This window comes from Streptomyces sp. KL2 (assembly GCF_046529545.1).
GTDB lineage: Bacteria > Actinomycetota > Actinomycetes > Streptomycetales > Streptomycetaceae > Streptomyces > Streptomyces radiopugnans.
Window position 1 is genome coordinate 34,322 of sequence record NZ_CP127170.1, and the last position, 17,588, is coordinate 51,909.

Annotated in this window: 14 protein-coding genes and 1 pseudogene; 8 read left to right on the forward strand and 7 right to left on the reverse strand. The window is 73.0% G+C overall.

Features of this window, described 5'->3' with window-relative positions; genetic code table 11:
• Window positions 1–145: 145 nt before the first annotated feature.
• Window positions 146–646 (reverse strand): annotated as a pseudogene (locus QPK52_RS00170) (EamA family transporter); the annotation flags it as partial.
• A 390-nt stretch (window positions 647–1,036) separates the two neighbouring features.
• Here QPK52_RS00170 and QPK52_RS00175 point away from each other — a divergent pair.
• A complete protein-coding gene (locus tag QPK52_RS00175) occupies window positions 1,037–2,698 on the forward strand; it encodes a glycoside hydrolase family 13 protein (RefSeq protein WP_410534730.1) in 1,662 nt (553 codons plus the stop codon).
• A 117-nt stretch (window positions 2,699–2,815) separates the two neighbouring features.
• Here QPK52_RS00175 and QPK52_RS00180 read toward each other — a convergent pair whose 3' ends face one another.
• On the reverse strand, window positions 2,816–3,667 hold the full coding sequence (locus QPK52_RS00180; protein ID WP_410534731.1) for a phytanoyl-CoA dioxygenase family protein: 852 nt from the start codon (window positions 3,665–3,667) through the stop codon (window positions 2,816–2,818).
• Window positions 3,668–4,090: 423 nt separating this feature from the next.
• Here QPK52_RS00180 and QPK52_RS00185 point away from each other — a divergent pair, with 423 nt between their 5' ends.
• A complete protein-coding gene (locus QPK52_RS00185) occupies window positions 4,091–4,519 on the forward strand; it encodes a YybH family protein (protein ID WP_410534732.1) in 429 nt (142 codons plus the stop codon).
• Window positions 4,520–5,303: 784 nt separating this feature from the next.
• Here QPK52_RS00185 and QPK52_RS00190 read toward each other — a convergent pair.
• Both QPK52_RS00190 and QPK52_RS00195 read right to left on the reverse strand, forming a co-directional pair.
• Window positions 5,304–6,146 (reverse strand): alpha/beta fold hydrolase, encoded by an 843-nt coding sequence (locus QPK52_RS00190; RefSeq protein ID WP_410534733.1) that lies wholly within the window; start codon window positions 6,144–6,146, stop codon window positions 5,304–5,306.
• A 4-nt stretch (window positions 6,147–6,150) separates the two neighbouring features.
• The gene (locus QPK52_RS00195) at window positions 6,151–6,768 is read right to left on the reverse strand and encodes a dihydrofolate reductase family protein (protein WP_410534734.1); all 618 of its coding nucleotides are present in this window, start codon (window positions 6,766–6,768) and stop codon (window positions 6,151–6,153) included.
• 851 nt (window positions 6,769–7,619) lie between these two features.
• On the opposite strand from QPK52_RS00195, the gene QPK52_RS00200 reads away from it, so the two are divergent.
• From QPK52_RS00200 to QPK52_RS00215, 4 genes are all read left to right on the forward strand, one after another.
• Window positions 7,620–8,198, forward strand: coding sequence for a carbonic anhydrase (locus QPK52_RS00200; RefSeq protein WP_410534735.1), 579 nt, complete (start codon window positions 7,620–7,622; stop codon window positions 8,196–8,198).
• On the forward strand, window positions 8,195–9,688 hold the full coding sequence (locus tag QPK52_RS00205; protein ID WP_410534736.1) for a SulP family inorganic anion transporter: 1,494 nt from the start codon (window positions 8,195–8,197) through the stop codon (window positions 9,686–9,688). Before QPK52_RS00200 ends, QPK52_RS00205 begins: the two co-directional genes overlap by 4 nt.
• A gap of 410 nt (window positions 9,689–10,098) precedes the next feature.
• Window positions 10,099–10,866 (forward strand): class I SAM-dependent methyltransferase, encoded by a 768-nt coding sequence (locus tag QPK52_RS00210; protein WP_410534737.1) that lies wholly within the window; start codon window positions 10,099–10,101, stop codon window positions 10,864–10,866.
• 760 nt (window positions 10,867–11,626) lie between these two features.
• Window positions 11,627–12,073, forward strand: a complete 447-nt coding sequence (locus QPK52_RS00215; protein ID WP_410534738.1) for a dirigent protein — start codon at window positions 11,627–11,629, stop codon at window positions 12,071–12,073.
• Window positions 12,074–12,295: 222 nt separating this feature from the next.
• On the opposite strand, the gene QPK52_RS00220 is transcribed toward QPK52_RS00215, so the two are convergent.
• Both QPK52_RS00220 and QPK52_RS00225 read right to left on the reverse strand, forming a co-directional pair.
• On the reverse strand, window positions 12,296–13,303 hold the full coding sequence (locus QPK52_RS00220) for a 1-aminocyclopropane-1-carboxylate deaminase (RefSeq protein WP_410534739.1): 1,008 nt from the start codon (window positions 13,301–13,303) through the stop codon (window positions 12,296–12,298).
• Between the two features lie 84 nt (window positions 13,304–13,387).
• A complete protein-coding gene (locus tag QPK52_RS00225) occupies window positions 13,388–14,056 on the reverse strand; it encodes a GntR family transcriptional regulator (RefSeq protein WP_410534740.1) in 669 nt (222 codons plus the stop codon).
• A 407-nt stretch (window positions 14,057–14,463) separates the two neighbouring features.
• Between QPK52_RS00225 and QPK52_RS00230 the strand changes: the two genes are divergently transcribed.
• Entirely contained in the window at window positions 14,464–15,111 is a 648-nt protein-coding gene (locus tag QPK52_RS00230) for a dihydrofolate reductase family protein (protein ID WP_410534741.1), read from the forward strand.
• A gap of 158 nt (window positions 15,112–15,269) precedes the next feature.
• Here the strand turns inward: QPK52_RS00230 and QPK52_RS00235 are convergent, their stop codons facing one another.
• Window positions 15,270–16,619 carry a hydrolytic protein gene (locus tag QPK52_RS00235; RefSeq protein ID WP_410534742.1) on the reverse strand — a complete coding sequence of 450 codons (1,350 nt, stop codon included), beginning with the start codon at window positions 16,617–16,619 and terminating at the stop codon, window positions 15,270–15,272.
• Between the two features lie 240 nt (window positions 16,620–16,859).
• Between QPK52_RS00235 and QPK52_RS00240 the strand changes: the two genes are divergently transcribed.
• Window positions 16,860–17,552, forward strand: coding sequence for a LuxR C-terminal-related transcriptional regulator (locus QPK52_RS00240; protein WP_410534743.1), 693 nt, complete (start codon window positions 16,860–16,862; stop codon window positions 17,550–17,552).
• Window positions 17,553–17,588: the final 36 nt, after the last annotated feature.

The following is a 17,588-nucleotide window of genomic DNA, read 5'->3' on the forward strand; positions in this document are numbered from 1 at the left end:
TGATCCCACACCCGCTAGACGCCCGGGCCGGGCCGCGGGTTTTCCCTCCGCCGTGATCCACATCACATGCGGGGAAACCCGCGGGCTCCGCTCGGCTGACCGGGTCTGTCAAACGGGCGCGTGACCGGGGTGGCCGGGGTTGCCGGCGGGCGCTGGGCGACGGTCGGGCCCCCTGCCGCCTCCGTCCCCCCCGCCTGCCCTCGCCGCGGTGGACGATGACGACGGCCGAGAGGCAGACGATCAGTCCGAAAGCGGTCTGGAGGCCGAACGGCTCCCCGAACATCACCGCTCCCCAGACGGCCGTGACCGGAGCCATCAGGAACATCAACGTGTTGACCTCGGTGACGCCGGAGCGCCTCAGGATGAGCCAGTACAACCCGTAACCGCCGAAGGTGGAAAGACCTACGAGCCAGGCGACCGCGAGCCAGAACGCGCCCTCGGCGGGCGGTGCGGCGGCTCCGGCTCCCACGGCCAGCACGGAGAAGAGGACGGCGCTGGTGGCGCAGTGGACGGTGAGCGACACCGAGGGCGCGACCCGCGAACGGGACCGGCCCTCCAGGAACGTCGCCGCGACAAGGGAGAACATGCCGAGCAGCGGGACGACATACGCCCACCGGGGCACACCGGTCCCGGCCGCCGCGTCGGCGCGCGAACAGGCCCGCGCGCTGCTCGAGTAGCGGACGCGGCCCGTCCTTTCCCGTTGTCCCGGTGCCTTCGCCGTCCAGGCCCTCGTGTCCGGCCGTCTCCTCCCGGCCCGGACGGGCCCCGCTCACCGGGAGGTTCTCCGGCAAGGCGGCCGGGGGAGGGTCCCGGCCGGTTCCAGCCCCTCCCCCGCCCCACCGGTGCCCTCCGCGGACATCTTCGGCGGCGGGACGGGCAGACAGTTGTGGAACGCCTTCCGCTGACGGGCCGCTTGCGGCCCCGGCGCCGCCTGCGCGGTGATCTCGGTGCCGGCCCTCCGACACGGGACCGCCGCGGGCACCGCCGGGGCAGGCGACCCCTCGTCCGACATCCCGATCACGCCCTGAGGAGAGACGTGGCATTCGCCCGGACCACCGCCGACTGGTGGCGCGACGCCGTCATCTACGAGGTGTACATCCGCAGCTTCGCCGACGGCGACGGCGACGGCATCGGCGACATCGCCGGGGTGCGGCAGCGCCTTCCGTACCTCGCCGGACTCGGCGTCGACGCGCTGTGGCTGACCCCCTGGTACCCGTCCCCCATGGCCGACGGCGGCTACGACGTCGCGGACTACCGGGACATCGACCCGGTCTTCGGCACGCTGGAGGACGCGCGGGCACTGGTGGAGGAGGCGCACGAGCACGGGCTGCGCGTCCTCATCGACATCGTGCCGAACCACACCTCGTCCGCGCACGCGTGGTTCCGTGAGGCGCTGTCCGGCGGGCCCGGTTCCCCCGCCAGGAGGCGTTACATCTTCCGGCCGGGACGCGGCCCCGGAGGCGAACTGCCGCCCAACGACTGGAAAAGCGTCTTCGGCGGCCCCGCCTGGACACGGATCACCGAGCCCGACGGCTCGCCGGGCCCGTGGTACCTGCACCTGTTCGCCCCCGAGCAGCCGGACCTGAACTGGGACGACACCGAGGTGCGGGCCGAGTTCGAGTCGATCCTGCGCTTCTGGTTCGACCGCGGCGTCGACGGAGTGCGCATCGACGTGGCGCACGGCCTGGTGAAGGCACCCGGTCTGCCCGACATCGGCTCCCTCGACGGCAAGCTCCTCCAAGGGACGGGCGACTTGGACCATCCGCACTGGGACCGCGAGGAGGTGCACGAGATCTTCCAGGGCTGGCGGACCGTCGCCGACGCGTACGACGTCCCCCGCACGTTCGTCGCGGAGGCGTGGGCGGGCTTCCCCGAGCGGCTGGCCCGCTACGTCCGCCCCGACGAACTGCACACCGCGTTCAACTTCGACTACCTGATGGCACCCTGGCGCGCCGACCACCTGCGCCGCGTCGTCGACGAGTCGATCACCGCGCTCGGCGCGGTCGGCGCTCCGGCCACCTGGGTGCTGTCCAACCACGACGTCGCCCGGCACGTGTCCCGCTACGCCAGGCCGCAGCCGGACGGGCCGGTGCGTTCCCTGGCGGACCTGCGGGGGCCCGCGGACCTGCGGCTGGGCACCCGCAGGGCCAGGGCCGCCGCCCTGCTCACCCTCGCCCTGCCCGGCGGCGCGTACCTGTACCAGGGAGAGGAACTGGGCCTGTGGGAGGTCGAGGACCTTCCCGAGGAACTGCTCCAGGACCCCACCTGGCATCGCTCCGGGCACACCGACCGGGGGCGTGACGGCTGCCGTGTCCCACTGCCCTGGAGCGGGGACGGCCCGCCGTTCGGATTCAGCTCCGACGGCGCCGGGACGCCGCCCTGGCTCCCGCAACCCGACGCGTGGAAGCCGCTGACGGCCGAGGCCCAGGACCGCGATCCGTCGTCGATGCTGAACCTGTACCGGTCGGCGCTGGCCCTGCGCCGCAGCCACCCGGCGCTCGGGGACGGCACGCTCACCTGGGACAGCGCTCCGGACGACCCGGTGCTGTCGTTCGTCCGCGCCCCCGGGTTCCGGTGCGTGGCGAACCTCTCCGGCGATCCGGTGACGCTGCCCGCCCACAGCGAGGTGCTCCTGTCCAGCGAGGAGTTGGAGGCAGGCCGCCTGCCGGGCGACACGACGGCGTGGCTGGCCCTGTGATCCCCGGGCGACACGCGCCGATCCCCACCTCGGCCTGCTCCAAATCGATTGCGGCCTCCTCCGCCCCGTGGTCCCGGCCGCACGGCCCGCACCCGGGACTCGGGAGCGAGGCGCGGCTCAGGCGTCCCCCATGACCAGGCCTTCGATGGTGTGCTTCTGCACCACCGGGGTCAGCTCCTCCACCACGGGGCAGTCGAGGTGCCGGCGCACCCGGTCGGGCAGCGTGTCACGGTATCCGCGGGTGATCGCCATGTCGTGCCGCTCACCGTTGGCCGCCTCGGGTCCGTCCACACCGAGGACGAGGACGGGGCGGGCCCTGGCCGACTCGTTGGCCGTGCCCCGGTGGATCGTCAGAGCGGTCCGGGCGGAGATGTCGCCGCGCTGCGGATACTTGCGCACCGCGCGTTCCTGGTAGCGGCCGTAGCGCGACCTGGGCGGGAACATGCCGTGCTCGAAGTCGGGGCCGTCGTCCCACTGGGTGCCCGGCGCGATCTCGAAAGGTCCCATGTCCGGTGCGGTGTCGACGGTGGTCACGTTGAAGGCGAGCGAGGTGAGTCGGCGCTCGCGCCGGGTCTCCTCGGGGATGGGGAAGTCCCGGTGCCAGGGCTGGTGCACGGCGCCCGCCAGCGGGACGTCGAAACCCAGTTCCACGATGCGGTAGTCGGGCCCGAGGACCGCGGTGCACACGGACCGCACCCAGGGGTGGTCGACGAGTTCGACGAAGCCGTCGATCTGTTCGGGGTGGATCTCGACGTAGTAGCGGTTCGGCCCGCGCCCGACCGCGCCGCCGGGGCGGGCCAGAGCCTCCTCGAAAGCGGCTTCGACGTCCTCGCGCAGCCGGTCCACCCACGGTACGGGGAAGGCCCCCTTGCGGGCGGTGATGCCGTCCTCGTACAGGGCGGACACGTCGGCCGCGACATCGACGTCCAGCTCGCTCGTGCTGATTCCGGGGAACACGTGCGCCCCCATGGTGCGCCTCCTCGCCGTTGGTGGTGCGTCTCATGCTGCATCGACTGTTACAACGTTGCAATAGGGGTGCGGAAGATCTCTGGCACCGGCCGGATCCGTGTGGCCGCGGACGCCCTGTGCCGCGGCGCACGCGGTCCGGATGTCCGAGCGTGACGGGTTCACCCCGTTTGCCCGCCCGGTGGATCTTCGCGAGGTCGGCGTCCGAAGCACGGCATCCCGGCCCCGCCGGTCGCCTCCCCCGGGAACAGACGCGGTCCGCCGCGGAGGACGGTGGGCGGTCGCGGTGCCGGATCGGCGGGCTCACGGGGCTCGGTCCCGGCTGCCCGCGATGAGTTTCGGCACCGGCGGCAGTCTTCTACGACCAGACACACATCCAAGAGCACATCGCGCAGCGGTGCCGCCGAGACCACGAGGAGTCGAGCCGTGTCCGACGACGAGAAGCGGATCCGTACGCTGATCGAGCGGTGGGCCGCGGCGGTTCACCGGGGCGACCTGGACGGTGTCCTGGCCGATCACGCGGAGGACATCGTGATGTTCGACGTGCCACCGCCCCACGAGGGCGTCCGCGGCATCGACGCCTACCGCGAGACGTGGCCGCCCTTCTTCGCCTGGCAGGCACAGGGCGCCGCCTTCGAGATCGAGTCCCTCGACGTCACCGTCGGAGGAGACGTCGCCTTCGGCCACGCCCTGGTGCGCTGCGGCACGCCGCGGGAACTGGCCGCACAACCGGAGAACCGCCTGCGGCTCACCCTCGGGCTGCGCAGGGAACAGGGCCGCTGGGTCGTGGCGCACGAGCACCACTCGTTCCCGGACGTCCCCGGTGAAGACGCCACCGCCGTCGCCGAACCGTAGGGGCGGACGGTCCGCCGGCGACAGCGCCACGACGGTCACCGCCCACGGCAGCGCGAGCCGCACCCGCGCACTGGATACGCACCGGCTCCCGCCGGTCACCTCCGGCGCGGGCGCCGCCGAACGGCGTTCCCCGGCGTAGCGGGCGAGCGGGTCGTGCATGCTCCACCGGTCGCCGTCCGGGCCGGTGTTGCGCAGCAGGTCCGCCCGCACCGGAGCGCGCGGCAGCCGCCGGGCCGCCGCCTCGGTGGAGATGCTGTCGTGGACGGCCGGCCACAGCAGCCTGGTGCGAGGCCATGCGCTGGTCATCCCGTGGTCGTCACCCGGGCCGTCCGGCGGCCGAGGAGCACGGCGCCCAGACCCAGCGGGATGGCCACGGGAGCCGGCCGCGAGGCGAGCCGGGAACTGCGCGGCCTTGAATCGCTCCGCGGCGACGCCGCCGAGCCGAACGGACTCGACCACGTTCCCGGCCTCTTCCTCAAGGACGTCGTCCCGGAGGGCTTCCCGCACGCCGTACGCGTCGCCGGAAGGCCACGACGGCGATCGCCCCTCCCAGGCGTCCGAGCCGGCCTCGGGCGGCACCCGGCTACGCAGGTGCCGCCCGAGGCCGGCGGCCCGTTCCGGGTCGAGGGGGTCCCCGACAGACCAGGGGTGCCGTTCGGGCCGGGCGCGGCGATGTCGACGTGGCCTGGAGGGCCCGGTGGGCGCGGGAGGAGCCGACGTGCGCGACCGCGGGAAGCAGGGCGCCCGCGGTGACCACCGCCACCTGTGCGGCGCACGCCGCCCCCTACCCGAGCGCGAGCATCGCCTCGGCGACCTCGCCGGCCGCCGTCCCGGGGATCGCGGTGGCGGCCTCCTCAAGGACCAGCAGCCGCGCCCCGGGAACCTCGCGTGCGATCGCCTCGCCGTTTCCGACGGGGAAGAACCGGTCGTGGCGGCCGTGGACGACGAGCGTGGGAACCCTGATCCCGGGCAGGCGCTCGCGCCAGCGTGGTCCGCAGTCGAGCCTGGAGAACACCATGCCCATCTGGTTGGCCATCTGGACCGGGGGCGCGGTGCCGGGCGTGCGGTCCCAGACGCGCGCGGCGGTCGCACGCGCGGCGGCGGGGTCGTCGCCGAGGATCTCCGCGCTGCCGGCGGCGAACTCCGCCACCGCCTCGCGGTCGGCCCAGTCCGGCATCGGACGGGCGAACAGCCTGCCCATCGCCGCCCGGTCGTGGTCGGGGAGGTCGTCGTCGACCGGGCCGGGCGCGACAGCGCGGGTGCCGGCCAGGGTGAGCGCCGAGAACGCGCCCGGATGGTCGAGCGCGGCCACCTGGGCGACCATTCCGCCGACGCCGATCCCCGCCAGGTGCGCGGGCCCGCCGCCGAGCACGCCGGCGAGGGCCGCCGCGTCGGCGGCGAGGTCGCGCAGGGTGTAGGAGGGCGCCTGCGGGTCCGCCGTCGTCGACTCCCCGCTGTCACGCAGGTCGTAGCGCACCGCACGGCGTCCGCCGGCGGCAAGGCGCTCGCAGAGCGCGTCGGGCCAGGAGAGCATCGTGGTCCCGCCCGCGAGCAGGACGAGTGGGGCGTCGTCGTCGCCGAACGACTCGATGCCCAGGCTGATCCCGTGGATGTCGATGGTGGTCATCGGATCACCGGAGGACGTCGTAGGCCAGGTGCGTCACGGTCGATGTCGCGGTCACGCCGCGCTGCACCAGCGTGCGTGGCGCTCCGCCGGTGAACAGCGGCGTCCCGGCCCCCAGCACGACGGGCGCGAGGTGCAGCGTCAGCGCGTCGACCAGTCCGGCGGCGAACGCAGAGCCGATCGTGGCGCCGCCGCCCATGAGGACGACGTCGAGGTCCTCGCCGCTGTCCGAGGACGCCGCCTCGGCGCGCTCGCGCGCGGCGGTGACGGCGTCGGGCAGACCGCTGGTGACGAACGTCCAGTCCAGGCCGGTGAGCCGCACCGATTTCGGCGGTGAGCTCGTCACGACGAAGAACGCGGGCCTGCCGACCTCGCCGGCGCCGTAACCGGAGGTGTCGTCCCAGCCGTTCGGCCCGTCGACGACGTCGAAGAGACGGCGGCCGAGGACGACGGCGCCCGAGCGGGCGGTGGCCTCGCGCAGGATCCGGCGGTCGCCCGGGTCCTCGGAGAACGCCCAGGTGTGCAGGGCCTCGCCGCCGGTGCCCAGGCCGTTGTCGGGGCCGGGATCGGGCCCGGTGACGAAGCCGTCGAGAGAGATCGAGATGTCGGCGGTGATTCGGGTCATGCCGGGGCAGACCCGTTCCACTGCCCGAACTCATCGCTTGTGCGCGAACCGTGTGCGGATGCTCCGGGATCATCGCGGCCTCCCGCATGCGGCCACGGGCGGGGAGCCCGGCCCGGTGGTCCGTGCGCCGGCGCGGGAAGCGGATCGGACGGCCACGGCCCGATGCCCGCGCGTGTGACCTGCCGGGCCCGGGGGCGTCCGACGGCCGGGGTCGGCGGGCGACAGGACGGATTCACGTCATCGGACCCTCGGTTTTCGGGCTCTCTTGGGCCGGAAGTGTCGACTTGCTCATGCAAGTCGCTTTACCGGGATAAGGTTTTTCTTGACTGGTCTTTGACCAACACTTGGCCCGGCCGGGAAGTACGCGCCGTTTGGAGAGGAGCGCATGTTGCGAGGTGTGGAGCCATGGGACGCGGTCGCATTCACCACCGCCGCCCCGTTCTCCCTTTACCCCCTCCCTCCCTTCCCGCGCCGTTCGCTTCCGCACATACCGTCGGTCATGCCAAGGCCAAGGCCTAGCAGCCGGGGATAGCGGTAAGCGGAAAGGCCCCACGCAACGGGAACGCGATTTCTCGTTTCCGTGACGGATCCGGAGCCCCGGCCGAGCCGCCCCACCCCCGCGGCCGGCACCGCGTCTCCGCCCCCGCACCCCCGGCACTCGAACACGCGCTCCCCACCCGGAGCCCGGTGGCCGACCACGAACCGGCCGTGTCCGATGCCTCACGCTCCCGCCTCTCCAGACCGCCGACGGCCCTTCAGGCCTTCCGCCGCCGACACAGGCGAGAGGCAATCCCGCACCCCTACCGTGCGTGCCCGACGCGCCCCCACGACGCGCCAGGAGGACTCCCCACATGCAACCCTTCATCGACCATGCCCGCACGTTCGGGCGGCGTCCGAAGGAATTCGCCGCACACGCCGAAGGCCAGGCCCCGCAGGTGCTGTTCATCACCTGCGCCGACTCCCGGGTCGTACCGGCCCTGATCACGGGCGCCCGCCCCGGCGAGCTCTTCGAGCTGCGCACCGCGGGCAGCATCGTGCCGCCCCACACGTTCGAGCGCCCCACCAGCGAGGCGGCCACCATCGAGTACGCCGTGGAGGTGCTCGGCGTGAAGGACGTCGTCGTCTGCGGTCACTCGCACTGCGGCGCGGTGGGCGCTCTGGTCCGCGGCGACGACCTGGACGCCGTTCCGGCCGTGCGCGACTGGCTCCACCACGCCACTCCCTGCCCCAAGGGAGAGCCCCAGGACCCGGCCGTCTCCGAGGGAGTGCAGAACCACGTCCTGACCCAGCTGCTGCGCCTGCGGTCCTACCCGTGCGTGGCCGCGAGGCTCGGCAGCGGCGAACTGAGCCTGCACGCCTGGTACTACGAGGTGCACACCGGCACGGTCCTGGCCCACCGTCCGCAGACCGACACCTTCGAGGCGCTGTGAGGACGGGTACGGGCGCGGCGGACGGGACGCGCGCCGCAACCGGGTTCCCCCACCTGAAGCAGGACTTCGCCGCCTCCCTGGTGGTCTTCCTGGTGGCACTCCCGCTGTGCGTCGGCGTGGCGGTCGCATCAGGCGTCCCGGCCGAACTCGGCCTGGTCACCGGGATCGTCGGCGGCATCGTCACCGGTCTCATGCCGGGCAGCAGCCTTCAGGTGTCCGGTCCCGCCGCGGGTCTGACCGTGCTGGTCCTCGGAGCCGTCGGCCAGTTCGGGCTGCCCGCGCTCGGCGTGATCGTGCTGGCGACCGGACTGCTCCAGCTGGGTATGGGGGCACTCAACCTCGGCCGCTGGTTCCGGGCGATCTCCTTGTCCGTGGTCGAGGGCATGCTCGCCGGCATCGGCCTGGTCATCATCGCCGGCCAGCTGTACGCGGCCGCGGGCATCACCGCCCCGGAGAGCGGCATCGGCAAGATCCTGGGCATGCCCGAGGCGCTGGCCGACGCCCTCGGCAGCGCCTCGGCGCTCACCTCGCTCGCGGTCGGCGCGGGCACCGTCGCCGTCGTCGTGCTGTGGCAGCGGATGCCCGGGAGGGTGCGGGCCGTGCCCGGCGCGCTCGCGGCGGTACTGCTGGCCACCGCCGTCTCGGCGGTCTTCTCCCTGCCGGTCGCCACGGTGGAGGTCCAGGGCCTGCTCGGCGTGATCCAGCCGCCCGGGACGGACGCCTTCGCCGAGCTGGCCAATCCGGCGTTCATCGGCACCATCCTCGCCTTCGCCCTGATCGCCTCGGCGGAGAGCCTGTTCAGCGCGGCGGCCGTGGACCGGCTGCACGACGGCCCCCGGACCCGGTACGACAAGGAGCTGATCGCCCAGGGCGCGGGCAACACCGTGTGCGGCGTGCTCGGCGCACTGCCGATGACCGCGGTGATCGTGCGCAGCTCGGCCAACGTCCGGGCGGGTGCGAGGACCAAGGCCTCCCGGGTGCTCCACGGCGTATGGCTGCTGGTCTTCGCGGCACTGCTGCCCTCGGCCCTGGCGCTGATCCCGATCCCCGCCCTCGCCGGCATCCTGGTGCACGCGGGCTGGAAACTTATCCCGTTCCGCCAGGTCGCCGCCCTGTGGCGGGGGAACCGGGGCGAGGCTCTGATCCTCGTGGTCACGGCCGTCTCGATCGTCGCCGTGAACATGTTCGAGGGCGTGCTGATCGGTCTGGTGCTGTCGGTCGTCAAGACCGCCTGGGACGCCTCGCACGTCAAGCTGGAGGTCGTCGACAAGGGTGCCGGTCCCATCCAGGCGCACCTGTCGGGCAACGCGACCTTCCTGCGGCTGCCGAAGATCCTCGACAGTCTGGAGGCCCTGCCCCAGGACCGCCCGATCGAGCTGGACCTGTCCGGACTGCACCATCTGGACCACGCCTGCCGCTCGGCGCTGGAGAACTGGGCCGAGCGGCACACCACGGCCGGTGTCGATCCGGTGCGCCTCCTGACGGCCTGACCACCGGGAGCCTGGCCGGACGGCAGGTCACCTTGCTCCGGCGAGTCCGCGGCGGCAGATGGCAGACGGGAGTGCAGGCGGCGCCGGCGAAGGCCGGGAAACGGTCGGCTGTACGTCCGCGGCGGCGTTGGGGCGGCGTTGCGGCCGGCGGCGGCCGATCAGCCGGGCGAAAGGGGCTCGCTCCTCCTCTCACGGGGGCGGGCCCCTCCCGGAAGGGAGCCGCAGCCGCGCGGGGCGCGGGCCGCGGACCGGCCGTGAAGCGAGTCGGCGGCCGGCCGTGGAGGACGGCCACCGGTCGCCCGCACCGTTCGGATGCCTGGCCCGGCCGTACCGCGTCGCCGCCGCACCGGCAGCCGGAACGGCGCGGAAAGGCCGGGTGCCGGCAGCGCGGTTCTGTCAGGATGCTCGGCATGTCCGATCGCGCGCTGAGCTTCGGAGAGGTCGCGGAAGCATACGAGCGGTTCCGCCCGGGATATCCCGCGGAACTCGTCGACACGGTGACGGCGTACGCGGGCCGGCCCGTCCGGACCGCCCTCGAGATCGGCGCGGGGACGGGCAAGGCGACCCGCCTGTTCGCTCGACAGGGGATCACGGTGACCGCGACCGAGCCTGACGGGGCCATGCTGGCCGAACTGCGCAAGCACGTGCCGCCGAACGTCAGGACGGTGCGGGCCGCGTTCGAGGACCTGCGACCGGAACGGAGGTACGGGCTGGTCTACGCGGCGGCGTCACTGCACTGGACGGACCCGCAGGGCCGGTGGTCCCGCATGGCCGCGCTGCTGGAACCGGGCGGCGTGTTCGCCTCGTTCGGCGGACCGGCCCGGCCGGCCGACCCCGCTGTGGAAGAGGCCGTCCGCGCGGCACGGGCACCGTTCCTGGAGAGCGACGAGGTCCCCTCCCCCGACGGGACGCCCTCGGGGTGCGGCATGCAGTGGCCGGGCACGGAACTCCGGCGGTCCCCGTGGTTCACCGATGTACGGCAGTCGGTCGTCGAACGGCGTTTGACGATGAGTGCTTCCGACTACGTCGGCCGGCTCTCGACCGTCTCGGCGTATCTCGTGCTGCCGGACGCGAAGCGCGATCGGGTGTTCAGCCGGATCGCGCGAGTACTGCCCGGGACGGTCGAGATCGTCGCCGACATCACCGTCCACCTCGCGCGCCGACGCGAGGAGCGGTAGGGCTTCACCCGTCACAGACCCGCCGCCGCGAGACCGGTGGGGTCCCGGCGCTTCAGCGGCGCGAGGGCTCGTGTTTCCTCGTGTGGCTGAGTCAGGCTCTCGTGGAGCGCCCTCGGCGGATGCACCCCAACGGCCCCAAACTCGGCCCTCTGCTGGGCGAGCCGCCGTCACTGCCGTTAGCGTTACCGCTGAAGAGGCGTCCCCTGACTCGACGAGAAGTCCGGTGGCTCCTCTGCCACCGGGCCGGGACACCCCATTCCGGCATGGACCACAGCAGCGGCAGCGAGCCGCCGAACCAGCCCGAACCGATCACCGCCCGGATCGTCCAAGAGCCGCGGAGAAGCCTTCACAGGGGCCTCGCAGCAGGTCGATTCGGACGGAACCCGTCACACGGGCGGAGTCAGCACGGCGGACTCTCCCCGTAACGCCGCAGGCTCTCCCACGCGTCCTCACCCACGGCCCCATATCGGCTCGTGCGTATCCCTCCCGGAAGCGGCCCGATGCGTCACCGTCCGGCGGCGTCGACATCCACATCGGAAAGCCACGAAAGACCCTGATTCTGTTCGTTCCCTCGAAAACGGAGGCGATCATGGGATTCAGTGCCAGGCCCTTCGCGTTCCTCGCCGCTGCGGTTCTCGGCGGCTCTGCCGGGCTCGCTCTCGTCGGACCCGCGTCGGCCGGCGCAGACCCGCAGAAGACGACCGTGACCGCGGCGACCCGCCCTGCCGACGCCTCCCCGGCGAAAAGCCGCACCATCCGTGTGGAGGCCCGGCTGCAGGTCGGCGAGGAACTGGATCTGGGCACAGCGGGCCGCAGTGCCGGCGACCAGTTCGTCTTCAGCGGAAGTCTGGTGTCGGCCGAGGGACCGGAAGAACGCCCGGTCGGGCGCTTCGGCGGATTCTGCGTCGTCACCGACCCCGAACGCAACGCGGGACAGTGCTCGTCGACCGCGGTGCTGCCGGAAGGACAGATCACCGTCCAGGGCGAGCAGACCGGGATTCCGGCACCGGGCCCGGTCACCAACGCGATCACCGGAGGCACCGGGGAGTTCCGCAAGGCGCGCGGCCAGGTGACACAGCGGGTGCTGACACCGGCGACCTGGCGACTGACGTTCGAAGTCTCCGACGTGCGGCCTCATCGGGCCGGAGGCGGCCACAGCCTGCCCGATGTGTCGGCGCCCGAGCCCCCGTCCCTCCCCGGCAAGTAGCCGGGCCCGGCGGTGTCGACGACGCCCGGGACGCGGTGGCGGGAGCAGCGGTCCTTACCCGCGCCGCGCCGGGCGAAGGGCCGTCGTTCCGGACTGCGGTGTGCCGGTTCTCCACCGCCGGCGGCCTCCACCGCGGCATGGCCCGCAAGCCGTGGTCCGCCGCGGTGGTGTCCCCGCCTCCGGTGGGAGGCGGGGACACCACCGCACGGGAGGGCCGGTTCGTCAGTGGAACAGGCCGCTGTAGGCGTTGAGTGCCGGCTGGCCGCCGAGGTGGGCGTACAGGACGTTGGAGTCCTTGGGGATGTCGCCGTCGCGCACCAGGTCGATGAGCGCGGCCATCGACTTGCCCTCGTAGACCGGGTCGAGGATCATCCCCTCGGTGCGGCCGGTCAGGCGGATGGCGTCCAGGGTCGACTGGACGGGAACGCCGTACTTCTCGCCCGCCCACCCCTCCAGGAGGGTGATCTCCTCGTCCTTCAGGTCCCGCCCCAGTCCGAGGAGTTCGGCGGTGCCGCGGGCGATGCGCTCCACCTGCGCCCGCGTCCTGGCCGGTTCGGCGGAGGCGTCGACGCCTATCACCCGGCGCGGACGGTCCTGGCCGGCGAATCCGGCGACCATCCCTGCCTGGGTGCTGCCGGTGACGCTGCACACCACCACCGTGTCGAAGAAGACGCCGAGTTCACGCTCCTGCGCCTGCACCTCGTAGGCCCAGTTGGCGAAGCCCAGGCCGCCCAGCGGGTGGTCGGAGGCCCCGGCGGGGATGGCGTACGGCGTGCCGCCGGCGGCCCGTACGTCCTCCATGGCCCGGTGCCAGCTGTCCCGGAAGCCGATGTCGAAGCCGGCGTCGACGATTTCGACGTCGGCGCCCATCACACGGGACAGCAGGATGTTGCCCACCTTGTCGTTGACCGGGTCCGGCCAGTCCACCCAGTGCTCCTGCACCAGGCGGGCCCTGAGCCCCAGCCGGGCGGCCACCGCGGCGACCTGCCGTGTGTGGTTGGACTGCACGCCGCCGACGGTCACCAGGGTGTCCGCGCCCTGCCTCAGGGCGTCGGGCACCAGGTACTCCAGCTTGCGTGTCTTGTTGCCTCCGTAGGCGAGTCCGCTGTTGCAGTCCTCGCGCTTGGCCCATATGCGGGCTCCGCCCAGGAGGCCGCTGAGCCGGTCCAGCGGGTGGACCGGGCTGGGGCCGAACAGCAGCGGGTACCGCTCGAAGTCGTCGAGGGACACGGTGGGCTCCTTGTCGTGGTCGGCCCGGTGCGGCCGGGCTGCCGTCGTCGCGGGCCGAGGCCGGCCCGGTCCGCCGCCCTGCCGCTACTCCTCGGAGGGCAGGGTGTCCAGCAGGGGGACGAGCGTGTGCCAGTTGGCACGTGCCGCGGCGGCCGCGCCCTCGGCATCCCCCGCCGCGCACAGCTCGGTGATCCGTTCGTGCTGCGCCACCGACCCCCGCCCGCTCAGCGAGGAGAAGCGCAGCCGTTCCACACGGCGCAGTACGGGCGTGTACTGCTCCAGGACGCTTCGCACCGCCTGGTTGGCGCAGGCGGTGACGGCGACGGCGTGGAAGTCGTCGTCGGCGGCGAGCGCGCCTTCGACGTCGCCCCGGCGCAGTGCGGCGGCGAAGCGGGCGTTCGCCTCGCGCATGGCGTCCAGTTCGGCGGTGGCCAGGTTCGGCACCGCCTCGCGGACGGCCACCTCGTGCATGGCGGCCACCACCGACTGGGCATCGCGGACGGCGCGGGCGTCCAGCGGGCTGACGAGGGTGTGGCTGCCGGGTTTGGTCCGCACCAGTCCGGCCTGTTCGAGCCGGGCCAGGGCCTCCCGGACGGGGGTGCGGCTGACGCCCAGCCACTCCACCAGGTCGGTGTCGTGGAGGCGCTCCCCGGGCGCGAGGGTGCCGTCGACGATGGCGTCGCGGATCGCCCGGTAGGCGCGCTCTCTCAGAAGGGGCCGGGAGACGAGTCCTCGACTCTGCGGAACTGGCATGCAATATATTGCATGCCGCTAGGGAGGTCCTGTCAAGCCGGAGGGCGGCCCGGCCACCGGGGGAGGCGGCACGCGGGGTCTTCCCGTCCGAGCCGCCGACCTGCCGCTGTCTTCGGCGGCGACGGCGCAGAGTCCTGTTCGCCCCTGTCCGCACGCCCCGGCGCCCGGCCCGGTGGACCCTCTGCAGGCGGGCCCCGAGGAGGCGCCTGCGGGCGGAGCCGCCCTCGCCCCTTCCGTCCGGCTCGCCCGCGCGACGTGCGCGGTCAATCCGGCGGCGGCCGCGCGGCCCGCGCGACGATAAGCGCGGTGAGCCCGCCCGGCCATGAGCGTCCGTACAGCGCGGCGCCGTGACGGCGGGCACTCCGGCGATCACCCCTCACCAAGACGACCAGCAGGGAGTACAGGTCATGTCACTCGCCCGTGTCCAGAGCTTCACCGTCTCGCTCGACGGCTTCGCCACCGGCGAAGGACAGACACTCGAAGCACCGTTCGGCCACGCCGGCGAAAGGCTGCACACGTGGATGTTCGCCACGCGGTGGGGTCGCGCGATGCTCGGCCGGACGGGTGGGACCGGCGGCGTCGACGACGCCTTCGCCCGGCTGTTCGCCGAGGGGATCGGCGCCGAGATCATGGGCGCCGGGAAGTTCGGGCCGCCCGGCTGGCAGGAGGACCCTCGGTGGAAGGGCCCGTGGGGCCCCAACCCGCCCTTCCACACACCGGTCTTCGTCCTCACCCGCCACCGGCGTCCGTCGGTCGAGATGGAGGGCGGCACCACGTTCCACTTCATCGAGGCTTCACCGGCGGAGGCGCTCGAGACGGCCCGTGAGGCCGCGGGAGGCCAGGACGTACGCATCGGCGGAGGCCCCACGATGCTCCGCGACTTCCTCGCCGCCGGCCTCGTCGACCACATGCACACGGTGGTGGTTCCGGTCCTGCTCGGCCGCGGCGTACGCCTGTGGGACGGGCTCGAAGGCATGGAGAAGGACTACGAGATCGAGACCGTCTCCTCCCCCAGCGGCGTCACGCACATGACGTTCACCCGGACGGCTGCCTGAACCGGTCGGCCCGGCCGCCGGGCGAAGCGCCGGCGTCGCGGTGGAACGCGCCCGCCCGGGCGTAGCCGGTTTTCGGTCCCGGCTCATCGTTTTCCAGACAGGGCAAGATCCGGATGTTCAGCCGGGCCGCCGCCGGTCGATAGTCTCGTGAAGTGTGTTCACCCCGTGGTGCGGCTGAGCACACCGCTCACGTTCAGAACCTCATGGCATCCCCGCGCCCGGCGGCCTGTGGCCGGTGTGCCCGGTTTCTCGCAGGTCACTTCCACGGTCACGGTTTCGTTCTCGGGAATCTCGATTGGGGTCACCCAGTGGTAGTCCTGGTTGCGGAAGGTCTCCAGCGCGATCGTGGTGATCTTGCGGTCGCCGAACGTGATCGTCAGTACCCCCTCGTCCCCCTGGAAGTTGGCGACAACGATGTCCGTGACCCCGAAGACGCTGTTCGCCGGCACCCGGTAGGTACCGGTCCTGGTCTCCCCCGCGGACGTCTGCAGATCGATGGTCGCCGAGCTCTGCCGGCCGGCGCCGCCCGGGACGCCGTCGCCGGCCGCCGACCCGTCATCGCCCGGACCGGGCGGAGCCTGCGCGTCCCGGCCGCCGGGGCGGGCGTCCGAACCACCGCCGGTGCCGGTGCCGGGAGCCTGCCCGCCCTGCTCCCCGACGTGCGTGGGACGCGGCTGAACCACCTCTGCGGCCGCTTCCTCGGCCGCCTCCTGGGCGGCACTGCGCACCACGGGACGGACCAGCGCGAACCAGGCGAGCAACAGCGCCAGCAGGGCCGCGAGCACCACGAGCAGCCACCTGGGGAAGACCGGGATCTGGACGAACTCCGCCTCCAGCGGCGTCCGGACGGCGGTCGCGTCCTCCCGCGCCGTCTCCCGGTCACCGGCTTCGGCGGTTTCCACGGTGAACGGCCACACCACCGGGGCGCCGAACCACACCGGTTTGCCCGTACGGACCTTCAGCCCGGCCTCCACCGACTCGCCGGGCTGGAGCTCCGGCTCCGCCGGGCTGAAGGCGAACCCCAGTTCCTCGCCCGGCTGGCCGGGGGTGAACCCCACCCGCACGGGGGTGTTGCCCCGGTTGCGCACCGCCAGCCGGTAGCGGCCCCGCAGCCAGCCGCGCCTGCGGCCCGGAGCCAGCTCCGTGTGCAGTTCCCGGAACTCCTCAACGTGCACGGTGGTTTCGAGGACCCGCACCGCCTCGGGGTGCTCGGCCGGCAGGACGCGCACCCCGAGGGGGGTCTCACCGGCCCGGACCTCAGGGGAGCGAGGCGGCTCCAGACGGATCGTCACCGTCTGCGAGGTGCCGGGATAGAGGGAGACCCGCGGGGGGTCGGCGGTGGACCAGGGAGCGCAGTCCCCGACGACCTCCAGGCTGTACGCCTCGACGATGTCGCTGTCGTTGCGGACCGTCACACTGGTCGTGGCGGTGTCGCCCGGTGCCACCGTCACCGCCGGGATGTCGAGGCCGGGCGCGCCGGGGCCGGAAGAGGCTTCGGAAGGCGTCACGCCGCCACGGTAGGACCGTTCCCGAGGGCTCAACGAGGAGCGCGAGGGCAACACCCGGGCAATGGTCGTGCCCGGGGGACGACAACCGATTCCTCCGGAGGAGGGCGAGGCCCGCGGCACCCCGCCGCCCCGCGCCGGCAGCGCACGGGCGGTCGTGCCGTTCCCGCGTCCTCCCCACGGACCCAGGACTCACGGAACAGGTAGCTTCCCATGCACCGCTCAGAGAAAAGCAGCCCGCCCATGAACGCCCCCACACCGTATGTGCCCGCCCAGCCCCGGTCCGCGCACCGCTCCTCACGTTCCGATCTCCCGGGCCGGGTGACCGTGGCCGTCTACGCCGCCGATCCCGTCCTGCGCGTCGGCGTCGTCCAGCAGTTACGCTCGCGCCCGGAGGTGGACCTGCTCGACGACGCCGACGCGGAGCGGGCCCAGACGTCGCTGGTGGTCGTGGACAGCGTCGACGACGATGTGGCCGCCCTGCTGCACCGGCTGCGGCACAACACCGCCACCCGCGCCGGCCTCGTGGTCGGCACTCTCGGGCCCGGCGCGCTCCAACGCGTCATCGAGTGCGGCGTGGCGGCCGTGCTGCGGCGTACCGACGCCGACCAGGACCGCCTCCTCCACCTGATCCTGGCGATGGCCAACGGCGAAGGCGTGCTGCCCGGCGACCTGCTCGGCAAGCTGCTCACTCACGTGGGCGGCCTCCAGCGCTCGGCGCTCGACCCGAGGGGTCTGTCGCTGTCCACGCTGACCACACGTGAGGCGGACATGCTGCGCCTGGTGGCGGAGGGTCTGGACACCGCGGAGATCGCCCGCAAGACCGCGTACTCCGAACGGACCGTCAAGAACGTGCTGCACGAGATCATCACGCGGCTGCAGTTGCGCAACCGGGCCCACGCCGTCGGCTACGCGCTGCGCAACGGGCTGATCTGACGGCGCCCGGGGGCCACGGCACTGCCCGAAAGCGCA